Annotated in this window: 10 protein-coding genes; 6 read left to right on the top strand and 4 right to left on the bottom strand. The window is 65.5% G+C overall.

Going from position 1 to position 13,805, the window contains the following annotated elements; translation table 11 throughout:
* Nucleotides 1-93: 93 nt before the first annotated feature.
* Nucleotides 94-1,302 carry an FAD-dependent monooxygenase gene (locus U5A89_RS17525; protein WP_338162308.1) on the top strand — a complete coding sequence of 403 codons (1,209 nt, stop codon included), beginning with the start codon at nt 94-96 and terminating at the stop codon, nt 1,300-1,302.
* Between the two features lie 257 nt (nt 1,303-1,559).
* On the opposite strand, the gene acs is transcribed toward U5A89_RS17525, so the two are convergent.
* On the bottom strand, nt 1,560-3,503 hold the full coding sequence (gene acs / locus U5A89_RS17520; RefSeq protein WP_338162307.1) for an acetate--CoA ligase: 1,944 nt from the start codon (nt 3,501-3,503) through the stop codon (nt 1,560-1,562).
* Nucleotides 3,504-3,687: 184 nt separating this feature from the next.
* On the opposite strand from acs, the gene U5A89_RS17515 reads away from it, so the two are divergent.
* Nucleotides 3,688-4,359: a glutathione S-transferase family protein gene (locus U5A89_RS17515; RefSeq protein ID WP_338162306.1), complete on the top strand. Its 672-nt coding sequence runs from the start codon at nt 3,688-3,690 to the stop codon at nt 4,357-4,359.
* Between the two features lie 126 nt (nt 4,360-4,485).
* Here U5A89_RS17515 and U5A89_RS17510 read toward each other — a convergent pair whose 3' ends face one another.
* Together U5A89_RS17510 and U5A89_RS17505 are read right to left on the bottom strand one after the other, a co-directional pair.
* Nucleotides 4,486-5,643 (bottom strand): GGDEF domain-containing protein, encoded by a 1,158-nt coding sequence (locus U5A89_RS17510; RefSeq protein WP_338162305.1) that lies wholly within the window; start codon nt 5,641-5,643, stop codon nt 4,486-4,488.
* Nucleotides 5,644-5,701: 58 nt separating this feature from the next.
* Entirely contained in the window at nt 5,702-6,580 is an 879-nt protein-coding gene (locus tag U5A89_RS17505) for a LysR substrate-binding domain-containing protein (protein ID WP_338162304.1), read from the bottom strand.
* A 333-nt stretch (nt 6,581-6,913) separates the two neighbouring features.
* On the opposite strand from U5A89_RS17505, the gene U5A89_RS17500 reads away from it, so the two are divergent.
* From U5A89_RS17500 to U5A89_RS17485, 4 genes are all read left to right on the top strand, one after another.
* Nucleotides 6,914-9,208, top strand: coding sequence for a CDC48 family AAA ATPase (locus U5A89_RS17500; RefSeq protein ID WP_338162303.1), 2,295 nt, complete (start codon nt 6,914-6,916; stop codon nt 9,206-9,208).
* Between the two features lie 143 nt (nt 9,209-9,351).
* Complete coding sequence (locus tag U5A89_RS17495) at nt 9,352-9,993, top strand: class I SAM-dependent methyltransferase (protein WP_338162302.1); 642 nt, start codon at nt 9,352-9,354, stop codon at nt 9,991-9,993.
* A 110-nt stretch (nt 9,994-10,103) separates the two neighbouring features.
* Complete coding sequence (locus U5A89_RS17490) at nt 10,104-11,204, top strand: helix-turn-helix transcriptional regulator (RefSeq protein WP_338162301.1); 1,101 nt, start codon at nt 10,104-10,106, stop codon at nt 11,202-11,204.
* A 238-nt stretch (nt 11,205-11,442) separates the two neighbouring features.
* Nucleotides 11,443-12,708 carry a glutamate-5-semialdehyde dehydrogenase gene (locus tag U5A89_RS17485; RefSeq protein WP_338162300.1) on the top strand — a complete coding sequence of 422 codons (1,266 nt, stop codon included), beginning with the start codon at nt 11,443-11,445 and terminating at the stop codon, nt 12,706-12,708.
* A 268-nt stretch (nt 12,709-12,976) separates the two neighbouring features.
* On the opposite strand, the gene kdsA is transcribed toward U5A89_RS17485, so the two are convergent.
* Nucleotides 12,977-13,804 (bottom strand): 3-deoxy-8-phosphooctulonate synthase, encoded by an 828-nt coding sequence (gene kdsA, locus U5A89_RS17480; protein ID WP_338162299.1) that lies wholly within the window; start codon nt 13,802-13,804, stop codon nt 12,977-12,979.
* Nucleotide 13,805: the final 1 nt, after the last annotated feature.

Here is a 13,805-nt window from a genome sequence, read left to right as displayed (position 1 = left end):
CATGGATTTTTACGCCGACGACCCCTGTCCTTTCGGGCGTAGAGCGCGCGGCGGCGCTTTCCAATCCCCGTTCGAGCGCCTAGATAGTCCCGCATGGAACGCTTCGATGTCGTCATATTGGGGGGCGGGCTGGTCGGCCTGACCTTGGGGATCGCTCTTTCGGGGCATGGCGTGCGCTGCGCCGTGGTCGATCCCGCCGACCCGGTGGACGTCACTGCCGCGGGGTTCGATGGTCGCGTGTCGGCGATCAGTTCGACCAGCTATGCGATGATGACCGCCATTGGCGTGGGCAAGCATCTGGAGGGCAAGGGCTGCCCGATCGACCGTATCTGGGTAAGCGACGGGCTGGAGCCGGGCGCGCTGGATTTCGCGCCGGATGGCGATGACGGCGTGATGGGGACGATGGTGCCCAATCGCGCATTGCGTGTCGCGCTGGCGCGGACCGCGGACGAGGCCGCCAACCTTACCCGTTTTCAGCCCGATCGGGCGGTGCATGTTGATCGCAATGCCGATGGCGTCACGCTGACGCTGGCGAGCGGGGTCACCATCCATGGCGCGCTGCTGGTCGCGGCGGAGGGGCGCAATAGCCCGACGCGCGAGGCGGCGGGGATCAACACGACCCGCTGGCAATATAAGCATACCGCGATGGTCACCGCGATCGACCATGAGGTGCCGCACGCCAATACGGCTTACGAGATTTTCTATGTCGGCGGCCCCTTCGCGCTGTTGCCGATGCTGCCGGGCACGCGATCGGCCGTGGTGTGGACCGTGCCGACCGAGCAGGCGCCCGCGATGATGAAGCTGGGCGAGCGGGCGTGGCTCGCCGAAGCGCAGAAGCGGATCGGCGGGTTTTTGGGCGAGATCAAGCTGGCGGGGCCGCGGTCCTCCTATCCGCTGGGCTTCCACCATGCCGCGCGCATCACCGACACGCGCCTCGCGCTGGTGGGTGACAGCGCCCATGCGATCCATCCGATCGCCGGGCAGGGCGTGAACCTGGGCTTCCGCGATGTCGCCGCCTTGGTCGAGGTGCTGGTGGAGGGCATGCGGCTGGGCCTCGATCCGGGCGATGCGCAGTTGCTGGCGCGGTACCAGCGCTGGCGCGGGCTGGATTCGATGATGACTAGCGTGGCGATGGACGGGCTGGTGCGGCTGTTCGACGTGCCGGGGAAATTGCCGTCGCTGGTGCGCCGCGCGGGGCTGGCGGCGGTGCAGCGCAGCGGGGCGCTCAAGGGGCGCTTCATGGCGGAGGCGCGGGGGCAATCGGGGGCGCTGCCGAGGTTGCTGACGGGCGAGATGGTTTAGGGGCGGATTGTGGGGGAGGGTTGGCCGCGAACACCAGTTGCCGACGTTATTCCCCCTCCCGCTGGCGGGAGGGGGTTAGGGGGTGGGCAAGCGCAAGGTTGCGTTGGCCCACCCCGCTGCGACTAAATTCGCTGCGCTCATTAAGTCTCGCTGCCCCTCCCGCAAGCGGGCGGGGCAGTAACCCGACAGTCCGCTCTCAACCCTTCTTCGTCATTGCCGCGCTTCACTCGCAATGACGACAGGAAAGGTTGCGGTCTTTATCCCTGACGATTGGCGACGAGATTTTCCACTACCGACGGGTCGGCCAGCGTGCTGGTGTCGCCCAGCGCCTGGGCCGACACTTCGCCCTCCGCGATCTTGCGCAGGATGCGGCGCATGATTTTGCCTGAGCGGGTCTTGGGCAGGCCGGGGGCGAACTGGATGGCGTCGGGGGTGGCGATCGGGCCGATTTCGGTGCGGACCCATTTGACCAGCGTCTTGCGCAGGTCGTCCGTGGCGTCCTGCCCGCTGTTGAGCGTCACATAGGCGTAGATGCCCTGGCCCTTGATGTCGTGGGGGAAGCCGACGACGGCGGCTTCGGCAACGGCTTCATGCAGCACCAGCGCGCTTTCGACTTCGGCGGTGCCCATGCGGTGGCCCGACACGTTGATGACGTCGTCCACGCGGCCGGTGATCCAGTAATAGCCGTCCGCGTCGCGCCGGGCGCCATCGCCGGTGGTATATTTGCCGGGGAAGGTGGTGAAATAGGTCTGGAAGAAACGATCATGATCGCCCCAGACGGTGCGCATCTGGCCCGGCCAGCTGCGCGCGATGACGAGATTGCCTTCGGCCGCGCCGTCCAGCACATGCCCCTCCGCATCGACGATCTGCGGCACGACGCCGGGCATGGGGAAGGTGGCGGAGCCGGGTTTCAGATCGGTCGCGCCTGGGGTCGGCGCGATCATCGCCGCGCCGGTTTCGGTCTGCCACCAGGTGTCGATGATCGGGCAGCGGCCTTCGCCGACGACGCTATGATACCAGCGCCAGGCCTCCGGATTGATCGGTTCGCCCACCGTGCCGAGCAGGCGCAGCGACGCGCGGCTGGTTTTGGTGACGAAATCGTCGCCTTCCTTCATCAGCGCGCGCAGGGCGGTGGGGGCGGTGAAGAGGGTCTGGACCTGATGCCGGTCGACCACTTCCCAGATGCGGCTGGGGGTGGGGTAGTTGGGCACGCCTTCATACATCAGCGTCGTCGCGCCGTTCGCCAGCGGGCCGTATACGATATAGCTGTGGCCCGTGACCCAGCCGATATCGGCGGCGCACCAGTAGATGTCGCCGGGGCGATAGTCGAAGCAGAGTTCGTGCGTCAGCGCCGCCCAGAGCAGATAGCCACCGGTCGTGTGCAGCACGCCCTTTGGCTTGCCGGTGGAGCCGGAGGTATAGAGGATGAACAGCGGGTCTTCCGCGTTCATCGGTTCGGGCGGGCAGTCGGCATCGACTTTGGCGACTTCCTCATGCAGCCATACATCGCGGCCGTCCTGCATCGTCACCGGGCCGCCGGTGGCCTGCACCACCACGACTTTTTTGACGCTGGGGCAATGGGCCAGCGCGGCGTCGACATTGACCTTGAGCGGGACGGTCTTGCCTGCGCGGCGGCCTTCGTCGGCGGTGACGACCAGCGTCGAATCGCAATCCTGGATGCGACCCGCCAAGGCATCGGGCGAAAAGCCGCCGAAGACGACGCTGTGCACTGCGCCGATCCGGGCGCAGGCGAGCAGGGCGAAGGCGGCTTCCGGGATCATCGGCAGATAGAGGGTGATGCGGTCGCCCTTCTTGGCGCCGGCGGCTTTGAGCACATTGGCGAAGCGGCACACTTCTTCATGCAGTTGCGCGTAGGTGTAGCGGCGCGGCTGCGCATCGGGCGAATCCGGTTCCCACAGGATCGCGGTCTGGTCCGCGCGGGTCGCCAGATGGCGATCGATGCAATTGGCGCTGACGTTCAGCACCCCGTCGGCGAACCATTTGACGCCGAAATCGGCCTGCGCGAAGCTGCTTTCGTCGGCCTTGGTCGGCGGCGTGATCCAGTCCAGCCGCTGCGCCCGTTCCAGCCAATAGGCGTCGCTATCCGTGATAGAGCGCGCATAGTCCGCGTCGCGCGCAGCCCGGTCCATCAACGCATGTGTCGCCCAATCCTCCGGTACGGGGAAGAAATCATCAGACATCGGGCATCCTTTCCATCGCGAAACCATTATTGCTGTCTCTTCTATCGCGCCGCCGCCAGGATCGAAAGCCCGGACCATGCCGTATCTTGCCATCGCTTTGGACGATATCGCCGTGGCAGGCGGATATGACCGCATCATTTTGCGGCTATCCCCACGTCGCGCGTCGGCCTAACAGGGATCGCCTATGTGGTTGCTTTATCAATTTCCGCTTTGCCCCTTTTCCCGCAAGGTCCGGCTTCTCCTGGGCGAGAAGGGCGTGGGCTATGATCTGGTCCGGGAATCGCCCTGGGCGATGCGCGACGAATTTCTGGACCTGAACCCGGCGGGGACGACGCCGGTGATGGCGGACGCGGACAAGGGGCTGACCCTGATCGACAGCCAGGCGATCTGCGAATATTTCGAAGAGACGGTGGAGAAATTCCCGCTGATTTCCGGCACGGCGGCGGGCCGCGCGGAAGTGCGGCGGCTGACCGCCTTTTTCGACCAGAATTTCTATGGCGATGTGGTCGGGCCGCTGCTGCACGAGCGGATGAAGAAGCGGCTGATCGAACGCGCGCCGCCCGACGCGCGCATCCTGCGCGAGGCGATGAAGCGGGCGAACGTCCATATGGATTATATGGATTATCTGCTCGACCATCGCAGCTGGATGGCGGGCGGGACACTGAGCCTGGCGGATATCGCGGCGGCGGCGCATCTGTCGGTGGCGGATTATCTGGGCGGAATCGACTGGGCGGGGCATGAGCCGGTCAAGCGCTGGTATGCCGGGTTCAAATCGCGGCCTTCGTTCCGGCCGTTGCTGTCGGAGCGGATGGAGGTGATTACCCCGCCTGCCCATTATGAAAAGCCGGATTTTTGAGGGGCGGTTCAGGTTACGCGATGGGGCTTAGATAGCCGTCGCAATCAGATATGTCGTTCCCCGGCGTAGGCCGGGGTCCAGTTGAGGCCGTGGAACTGGACCCGGCCTGCGCCGGGGAACAGTGTGTTAATCCACTTCGGCGGCCAGATAGACGCGGTTGCGGCCATGTTCCTTGGCGAGATAAAGCGCGCGGTCGGCGGCCTTGAGGGCAGCGCGGGGGTCTTCGTAGATCAGCACGTTGGCGACGCCCGCGGAAAAGCTGACCCGGTCCATCCGCTCGCCATTGGTGCGGTTGACCAGGCTGCGGTTGGCAAGATCCTCGCGCACGCTGTCCACCGCTTCGCACGCTTCGGCGGCGGTCTTGCCGCGGAACAGCATCACGAACTCTTCGCCGCCATGCCGCGCCACATGGCAGCGGTCGTTGGAGGCCTTCGCCAGCAGACCGGCGACGAATTTGAGCACCCGGTCGCCGGTGTCATGGCCGTGGGTGTCGTTGATCAGCTTGAAATGGTCGATGTCGCAAAAGGCGACGGACAATGATTCGCCATGATCGCGGGCCTGTTGCATCTCTTCGCCCAGCACCCCTTCGAAGGCGCGGCGGTTGGGCAGGCCGGTCAGATGATCATGTTCGGCGGCGCGGCGGGCATTTTCAAGGCTGGATTTGAGCGCCTGGGTCTGGCGCTGATTGTCGCGCAGCTGGGTTTCGACCTGGCGCGTCTTTTCGACCATCGAGCGGGTCAGGCCGACGAGGCGGGCGAGGACCGGCTCATTGTCGCGGCCTTCGCCCAGATCCTTGGCCTGTTCCTGCAGGGCCGCGCCATAATCCTTCGCCGAATTGCGCGATTCATGCATCAGGCCGGTGAACTGGGTGAGATTTTCCTCCACCTTGTCCAGCATCGTTGCGAGGGATTCGGGGGTGACCTTGTCGGCGCGCTGTTCCGCCGCGATCGATTCGATCCAGCCATTGGTGATCTTGCCCCGCTCCATCATCACGGCCTTAATCGCCTTTTCGACGCCGATATTAGCGCCGGTCAGATAATCGAGCGCGACGCTGAAATTGATCGGCGTCAGATCGAGGTCGTGGGCGAAGAGGAAGTCGCCGATATCGGCATATAGCTGCCTGCGCCGGTTGATTTCCCGGTTGGATGCGGTGCCGCCGCGCGGCCTTTGCGCCTCTTCGGCGACATCCTCTTCCGATTTGCCGGAAAACCCCCTGGCCCAGCGGGTCAGTCGGTCGGTCAGCCCGTGCTGCGGACTAGCGGAAGAAGAAGATGCCCCACTCATATGTCCGATAACGGACGAGGTAGAATAAGGTTAAGGGACCGGCAGCGAAATAATCGCGTCAGATGTCGGCGCTGACCAGCCAGTCGCGGAAAATGCGCACGGCGCGGGTCTGGAGCGCACGGGGGCGGCAGACGAAGAAGTAGCGATAGGGGCTTTCTACCCGGATCGGGAACAGCCGCACCAGACGGGGATCGCCCGCCTGTTCATAATGGCTGGCGTGCATTACCGCCACGCCCAGCCCCTGGGCCGCGGCCTCCAGCATCAACTGGCCCGAATCATAATTGTCGATCGCCAGCGGTTGCAGGTCAGGCAGGCCCGCCGCTTCCTTCCACGCGTCGAACGACATCGCCATGTCGCGATGGAGCAGGATGGTCTGGTTCGCCAGTTCCTCCGGCGAACCCAGCGCCTGCGGCCCTTCCAGCAATTCGCGGCGGCCGATCAGATAGACTTCTTCATGGTCCAGTTCATGCGCGTAGAGCGCGGTGTCGATATCCTTCGACAGCACGATCGCCGCATCCAGCCCCTCGCCCAGTCGTGCGACGGCGTGGGGCGTGGTTTCGATGTCGATATGCAGTTGCGGGTGTTGCTGGCGCAGCTTGCCCAGATGGGGGAACAGCCGCTGGGTCGCGAACAGCGGCATAACCGCCAGGCGCAGGCGCAGCTGGTTGCCGCCGCTCTGGATGTTTTCCAGCGCCTGGGCGAGCGAATCGAGCGCGGGGGCGATATCGTCCAGCAGTCGCTGCCCTTCGGCATTGATTTCCAGCGCCTGGTGCTTGCGGTCGAACAGGGGGCGGCCGATGAAGCGTTCGAGCGCCTGGACCCGGCGGCTGAGCGCCGGGGTCGACAGGGCGAGTTCCTCCGCCGCCGCCTTGACGGATCCCAGGCGAGCGACCTGAACAAAGGCCTCCAGGGCCGTAAGAGGCGGCAATCTGCGCATAACCCATCAATAATCAAAGCCGGTACGCTGCGCCGCGTCATTGTGCCTTTTCAGCGCTACGTGAACCGGGGTTCAAGCATCCTGTCCGCACTGAGCAGGAAAATACGGCGGATGGCAAGATGCATTTTTTGCAACTCCCAAATTCTTTTCGCACTTGCAATATATCCTGCCGCATTGCACATAGGGGGTGCCTTTCAGGCATCCTCTCCTAAAACTTTACGGGCTGGCCTTCGGGTCGGCCCTTTTTTTCGTCCGTCGATCGGCATGCTTGCCCCTTTTCCCCGGCGATGGCGTTCCTATCTCGTTACGGGACGACAAAGACGAGGATGGCTTGTGGCCGATCAAGACGAAAGCGGACGCCGGATTCAGGTCGCCAATGCGCGGCCGGAGGATGCAGGGCGTGGTTTGGCGCGGTTGCCGCTGACGGTGATGGCGCAATTGCAGCTGGCCGAGGGCGATGTAATCCAGATCCTTGGCAAGCGCGCCACGCCAGCGCGGGTGGTGCGCCCCTACAAGGAAGATGAAGGGCTGGACGTGCTGCGCCTGGACGGATTGCAGCGCGCCAATGCCGGTGTGGGCTCGGGCGACTTCGTCCAGATCGGCAAGGTGGAGCCGCGCCCGGCCCAGCGGGTCGTGTTCGCGCCTGCACAAAATAACTTGCGCTTGCAGGGCAATCCCGATGCGTTGAAGCGCGTTTTCTATCAGCGGCCGTTGACTGCGGGCGATGTGATCGCGACGGCGGGGCAGCAGCAGGTGCCCCCCGGCGACATGCCGCCACAGCTGCGCCAGATGCTGGCAGCGCCCGCTTATGCGCTCCAGGAAATCCGCCTGGTGGTGGTGTCGACCGTGCCCAAGGGCATCGTCCAGATCGATGCCGAGACGGAAGTCGAACTGCGTGCCGAATATGAGGAGCCGCGCGAATCGCGGCGCGCCGACGTCACCTATGACGATGTCGGCGGCATGGCCGATGCGATCGACCAGTTGCGCGAGATGGTGGAGCTGCCGCTGCGCTATCCCGAACTGTTCACCCGGCTGGGCGTCGATCCGCCCAAGGGTGTGTTACTGCACGGCCCGCCGGGCACCGGCAAGACGCGGCTGGCCCGCGCGGTCGCCAATGAATCGGACGCGGAATTCTTCCTGATCAACGGGCCGGAGATCATGGGATCGGCCTATGGCGAGTCGGAAAAGCAGCTGCGCGAGATATTCGAGGCGGCGGCCAAGTCTTCGCCGTCGATCCTGTTCATCGATGAGATCAATTCGATCGCGCCCAAACGGGGGCAGGTGACGGGTGAGACGGAGAAGCGGCTGGTCGCGCAGTTGCTGACCCTGATGGACGGGCTGGAGCCGCGGGCCAATCTGGTCGTCATCGCCGCCACCAACCGGCCCGAGGCGATCGATGAAGCGCTGCGCCGTCCCGGCCGGTTCGACCGCGAGATCATCGTCGGCGTGCCCGACGAGCGCGGGCGGCGCGAGATATTGGGCATCCATACGCGCGGTATGCCGCTGGGCGACAAGGTCGACCTCGCCGAACTGGCGCGCATGACCTACGGCTTTGTCGGCGCCGACATGGCGGCGCTGACTCGTGAGGCGGCGATCGAAACGGTGCGCCGCTTCATGCCGCGCCTCAACCTGGAGGACGGGACGATCCCGCCCGACGTGCTGGAGGAATTGTCGGTCACGCGCGAGGACTTCCTGTCCGCGATCAAGCGGGTCCAGCCGTCCGCGATGCGCGAGGTGATGGTGCAGGCGCCCAATGTCGGCTGGGACGATATCGGCGGGCTGGACGACGCGCAGATGCGGTTGAAGGAAGGGGTGGAGTTGCCACTCAAAAATCCCGACGCCTTCCGCCGCCTGGGCATCCGTCCTGCCAAGGGCTTCCTGCTCTATGGGCCGCCCGGCACCGGCAAGACGCTGTTGGCGAAGGCCGTCGCGCGGGAGGCGCAGGCCAATTTCATCGCCACCAAGTCGAGCGACCTGCTGTCCAAATGGTATGGCGAGAGCGAGCAGCAGATCGCGCGGCTGTTCGCCCGCGCGCGGCAGGTGGCGCCTACGGTCATCTTCATCGACGAACTGGACAGCCTGGTCCCCGCGCGAGGCGGCGGCCTTGGCGAACCGGCGGTGACGGAACGGGTGGTCAACACCATCCTGGCCGAGATGGACGGGCTGGAGGAATTGCAGTCCGTGGTCGTCATCGGCGCGACCAACCGGCCGACGCTGATCGACCCGGCGCTGTTGCGGCCGGGGCGGTTCGATGAACTGATCTATGTGCCGGTGCCGGATGAAGCGGGGCGGCGGCGTATCCTGGGCATCCACACGGCCAAGATGCCGCTGGCCGACGATGTGGATCTGGACGCGCTCGCGCGGGAGACGGAGCGGTTCACCGGCGCGGACCTGGAGGATCTGGTGCGGCGCGCCGGGCTGTTCGCGCTGCGCCAGTCGCTGTCGGTCGATACGGTGACACAGGCGCATTTCGAAGGGGCGCTGGAGGAAACCCGCGCGTCGGTGACGCCGGACATGGAGCGGGAATATGAGCAGATTCAGTCGCAGTTGAAGCAGCGCGCGATGCAGGTCGACCCGATCGGCTTCGTCGCGCCGGGCATGGTGCGGGCGCGCGACCAGGCGGACTGATCGTGCGGAGCGCCATGGGCGGGGACAGGCGGATTGAACCCATCCGCCTGTCCCCGCGTTCATGACGATAATATTGCAAAGCGGCTTGCCAGCGCGGACTGGATTTGCAAGGCGCGCAGGATGAAACAGACAGGCGGGTGTTGATGGCCTCTATTCCATCGAAGGACAAGACCAGGGTCGGCGCGGCAAAGTCCGCATCCTTTTTGAGCCAATGGGGCATGTTCTTTCGCCAGTTTATCAAGCATCCCGGCATGATCGGGTCTGTCATCCCGTCCTCTGCCACATTGGTGGATCGCATCCTGGACCAGGTCGATTGGCGTAATACGCGGCTGTTCGTGGAATATGGTCCAGGTGTCGGCACCTTTACCCGGTCCATCCTCGACCGTTTGCCGGCCGACGCGACCTTGTTGGCGATCGACCTCAATTTGGACTTCGTCGCTTATCTGGAGGCGGAAATCGATGATTCGCGGTTGCGCGTCGTCCATGGGTCCGCTGCCGATGTCCGCCGCTTCATCAAGGAAGCAGGTCATTATCAGGCGGATTATATCCTGTCGGGCATCCCCTTCTCCACCCTGCCCGACGGTGTCGGCGCGGTGATCTGCGCCGAGACGCGGGCGGCGTTGCGGCCGGGCGGCGCGTTTTTGATCTATCAATATTCGCGCTATGTGCTGCGCCTGCTGAACCCACTGTTCGGCGATGTCAGCGATACGCTGGAATGGCGCAACATCCCGCCCTGCCGGGTGATTCGCGCGGTGAAGCAGGCCGCATTGGCGCAGGCGGCCTGACCGAAATATAATCCCGATCAAGTTTTGATGCGGTTGGGGTGGCGGACGCCGCCCATATTTGACTTCCCCTACGGTTTGGCTAACTCCGATCACGGGCATGGGGGAAGACGATGGGGGAACGCGCCAAGCAAGGGGACCAATGGGCGGACCTTTTCCTGTCCGCCGCGCTGGAGCCTGAAAAATGGGGTGATGCGCTGCAGGCGATGGCGCAGGCTACCGGGTCCGGCCATGGGCAGCTGATCGGCTTCGGACCGGGGGCGTCCGGCTTCAACTGGATCAGCGATATCGACACCAGCATCGTGCCCATCGGCGCGGCCATCGACCAGGCCTCGCCCGACCTTAATTTCCGGGTCGCGGCGGATGGGTTGCCCGATCGCCCGGCGATCGTCCACGAAGCCCATTATGACATGACGCGCCAGACGCTGCGGTCCGGCGACTATCTCGACATGTGTTCGGACTTCGACATTTTCGACGGGTGCCAGACGCGCCTGATCGCGGCGAACGACCAGATGGTCGGACTGGCCGTGCTGCGCAATCGCAAGGATGGGCGGACCAGCCAGCAGGATCGCGACATGTTCGCCCATATTGCGGGCCATGCGCGCGCCGCCGTCCGCCTGCAACAGGCGATCGAGCAGCAGGGTTTCGCGCTGCTGTCCGGCACGTTCGAGGCGATGGACCGCGCCTGCTGGCTGCTCGATGCGACCGGCCGGGTGGGGGGCATGACGCCGCGCGCGGAGGCGCTGCTGTCGTCCAGCCGCATCCACGTGCGTGACGGGTGGCTGGCGAGCGAGCGGGCGGACGAAACCCGCGCCATCGGCCGGGCGATGCGCTGCGTGATCGAACCGCCCGGCCGCGCCGCCGATCCGGTCGCGCTGGCGGATGAGGCAGGCGGCGTCGCGATCATGCTGGAATTCCATCCGTTGCCGGTGCGGCCCTGGGCCTTGCCCTTCGCGCCGCGGGCAATCGTGATCGCCAAGGTGGGCGAGCCGACCGATCGCCATGTGCAGTTGCTGACGCGCACCTTCCGCCTGACCCGCGCCGAAGCGGACATCGCCATCCGTCTGGCCGCCGGGCAGTCGCGCAAGGCCATCGCCGAGGCGCGCGGCGTGTCGGTGGAGACGCTCAAGGTCCAGTTGCGCAGCATTTATGACAAGACCGGATGCAGCCGGGAATCGCAGCTGGTGCGCATCGTCGGCCTGATCAGTCACTGAGCGTCCGATTTTTCTGCTGGCCTAACCCCGTTGGGGTATGTGGCGGGTCGGCTGGAAGCGTAGGGATGATTGGCGGCGGGCTAAGCCCGCCCGCTGGCGGCCGGATCATATGCGACCCATGGTCCGGCCGTCGGCACTATCCTGCCGGGATCGGCGCTCCCCCGATCGGCGGCGGCTTTCGTTTCGATCCGCTTTCATGGTAAGGCGCAGCCCGATCCAAGCGGCGAGAGCTTTTTTCATGAACGACCTGACCCAGACCCCCGAAATGCTGATCGCGACGATGGGCGCGCGCGCGCGTCGCGCCGCCGCGACGATCGCGCAAGCAAGCGACGCGCAAAAGGCCGACGCCCTGCGCCGCGCCGCGCAGGCGTTGCGGGATCAGGCGCCAGCGATCATCGCCGCCAATGCGCGCGACATGGACAATGCGGTCGCCAACGGCCTGTCGCCCGCGCTGCTCGACCGGTTGAAGCTGAACGCGGAGCGAGTCGCCGCCACCGCCGACGGGGTGGAGCAGGTGGCGACGCTGCCCAATCCGCTGGGCAGCGTGATTGACACGGCGGTGCGGCCCAACGGGCTGGAACTCAGCCGGGTGCGCGTGCCGCTGGGCGTGATCGGCATCATCTATGAAAGCCGCCCCAATGTGACGGCGGACGCGGCGGCCCTGTGCCTGCGTGCGGGCAATGCGGTGATCCTGCGCGGCGGCAGCGAGGCGAAGGAGAGCAACCGGGCGATCCACGCCGCGATCGTCGAGGGGATTATGGCCGCCGGCCTGCCCGCCGATGTGGTGCAACTGGTGCCCACGACCGATCGCGCGGCGGTGGGCGCATTGCTGAAAGCGGCAGAATATGTCGATCTGATCGTGCCGCGCGGCGGCAAGAGCCTGGTCGCGCGGGTGCAGGAAGAGGCGCGCGTGCCGGTGCTGGCGCATCTGGACGGGATCAACCACAGCTATGTCGATGGCGCGGCGGACCCCGCCATGGCGCAGGCGCTGGTCGTCAATGCCAAGATGCGGCGGACGGGCGTGTGCGGCGCGACGGAGACGGTGCTGATCGACCGGGCCTATGGCGCGGCGGCGGGGCTGGTGCAGGCGTTGCTCGACGCCCAATGCGCAGTGCGCGGCGACGCGGATGTGCAGGCGCTGGACGCGCGCGTGACGGCGGCGGCTGACGAGGATTGGGATACCGAATATCTCGACGCGATCGTGTCGGTGCGACTGGTCGATGGCGTTGACGACGCGATCGCGCATATCGCCGCCCATGCCAGCCACCATACCGACGCGATCATCACGGATGACGCCGCGACCGCCGAGCGGTTTTTGAACGCAGTCGACAGCGCGATCGTGATGTGGAACGCCTCCACCCAGTTCGCCGATGGCGGCGAGTTCGGGCTGGGCGCGGAGATCGGCATTTCGACCGGGCGGCTCCATGCGCGCGGGCCAGTGGCGCTGGAGGGGCTGACGACGTACAAGTGGATCGTGCGCGGGACGGGGCAGGTGCGGCCTTAATTACGATCCGTTCAGGCTGAGCGTAGCGGAGGCTTCGACTTCACTCAGCCTGGTCCTTCGACAAGCTCGGGATGAACGGAGGGGGTTACCCGTTCATGACTTCGTCGATCGCGTTCAGTTTTTGGCATTGGGCTAACGCGATTCAGCGCCACCGGGCCATCGGACGTGGTGGACATGCTTGTCTCATAGCATTTTGTGTTCCCGCGCAGGCGGGAGCCTAGTCCTGATGGCTGGACTGGGTTCCCGCCTGCGCGGGAACACGGAGAAGTTAGCCTTTCACCACCATATCGATCGCCTTGAGCTTTGCCAGCATCGGGGCAACCCACTCCAGCGGGAGCATCACCGGGCCATCGGAGGGCGCATTGTCGGGGTCTTCATGCGCTTCGGCGAAGATCGCGGCGACGCCTGCCGCTACGGCGCTGCGGGCCAGCAGCGGCGCGAATTCGCGTTGGCCGCCCGATGCGCTGCCCAGGCCGCCGGGCTGTTGCACCGAATGGGTGGCGTCGAAGACGACGGGATAGCCGGTCTGCGCCATGGTCGGCAGCGCGCGCATGTCGCTGACCAGCGTGTTGTAGCCGAAGCTCGCGCCGCGTTCGGTCAGCAGGATGCGCTCGTTGCCGGTGGAGGCGACCTTTTGCGCCACTGCCGCCATGTCCCAGGGAGCGAGGAACTGGCCCTTCTTGACGTTGATGACCGCGCCGGTCTTTCCGGCCGCGATCAGTAGGTCGGTCTGGCGGCAGAGGAAGGCGGGAATCTGGAGGATATCGACCGCCTGCGCGGCGGCTTCGACCTGGGTTGCGTCATGGACATCGGTCAGCACCGGACAGCCTAGCGCCGCCTTGACCTCCGCCAGGATCGCCAGCCCCGCGTCGATGCCGACGCCGCGCTGGCCCGATACCGACGTCCGGTTCGCCTTGTCGAAGGAGGATTTGAAGATGAAGGGGACGCCCGCCTGGCCCGCCGCCTTCGCCAGCGCGTCGGCCATGAACAGCGTATGGTCGCGGCTTTCGATCTGGCAGGGGCCGGATATCAGGACGAAGGGCAGGTCGTTGCCGAAGGTGATCGGGCCAACCTGAACATGTTTGGGATCGGTCATG

Source organism: Sphingobium sp. HWE2-09 (genome assembly GCF_035989265.1).
Classification (GTDB): domain Bacteria; phylum Pseudomonadota; class Alphaproteobacteria; order Sphingomonadales; family Sphingomonadaceae; genus Sphingobium.
The sequence above is the reverse complement of the archived record's forward strand: the minus strand, read 5'-3'. Positions and strand labels throughout refer to the sequence as shown.

What these genes read in the sequence shown, in the direction of transcription:
- U5A89_RS17505 (WP_338162304.1), bottom strand. Translation starts at nt 6,580, where the DNA reads ATGCGCAGATTGCCGCCTCTTACGGCCCTGGAGGCCTTTGTTCAGGTC.
- U5A89_RS17490 (WP_338162301.1), top strand. Translation starts at nt 10,104, where the DNA reads ATGGGGGAACGCGCCAAGCAAGGGGACCAATGGGCGGACCTTTTCCTG.
- U5A89_RS17525 (WP_338162308.1), top strand. Translation starts at nt 94, where the DNA reads ATGGAACGCTTCGATGTCGTCATATTGGGGGGCGGGCTGGTCGGCCTG.
- kdsA (WP_338162299.1), bottom strand. Translation starts at nt 13,804, where the DNA reads ATGACCGATCCCAAACATGTTCAGGTTGGCCCGATCACCTTCGGCAAC.
- U5A89_RS17510 (WP_338162305.1), bottom strand. Translation starts at nt 5,643, where the DNA reads ATGAGTGGGGCATCTTCTTCTTCCGCTAGTCCGCAGCACGGGCTGACC.
- acs (WP_338162307.1), bottom strand. Translation starts at nt 3,503, where the DNA reads ATGTCTGATGATTTCTTCCCCGTACCGGAGGATTGGGCGACACATGCG.
- U5A89_RS17515 (WP_338162306.1), top strand. Translation starts at nt 3,688, where the DNA reads ATGTGGTTGCTTTATCAATTTCCGCTTTGCCCCTTTTCCCGCAAGGTC.
- U5A89_RS17485 (WP_338162300.1), top strand. Translation starts at nt 11,443, where the DNA reads ATGAACGACCTGACCCAGACCCCCGAAATGCTGATCGCGACGATGGGC.
- U5A89_RS17495 (WP_338162302.1), top strand. Translation starts at nt 9,352, where the DNA reads ATGGCCTCTATTCCATCGAAGGACAAGACCAGGGTCGGCGCGGCAAAG.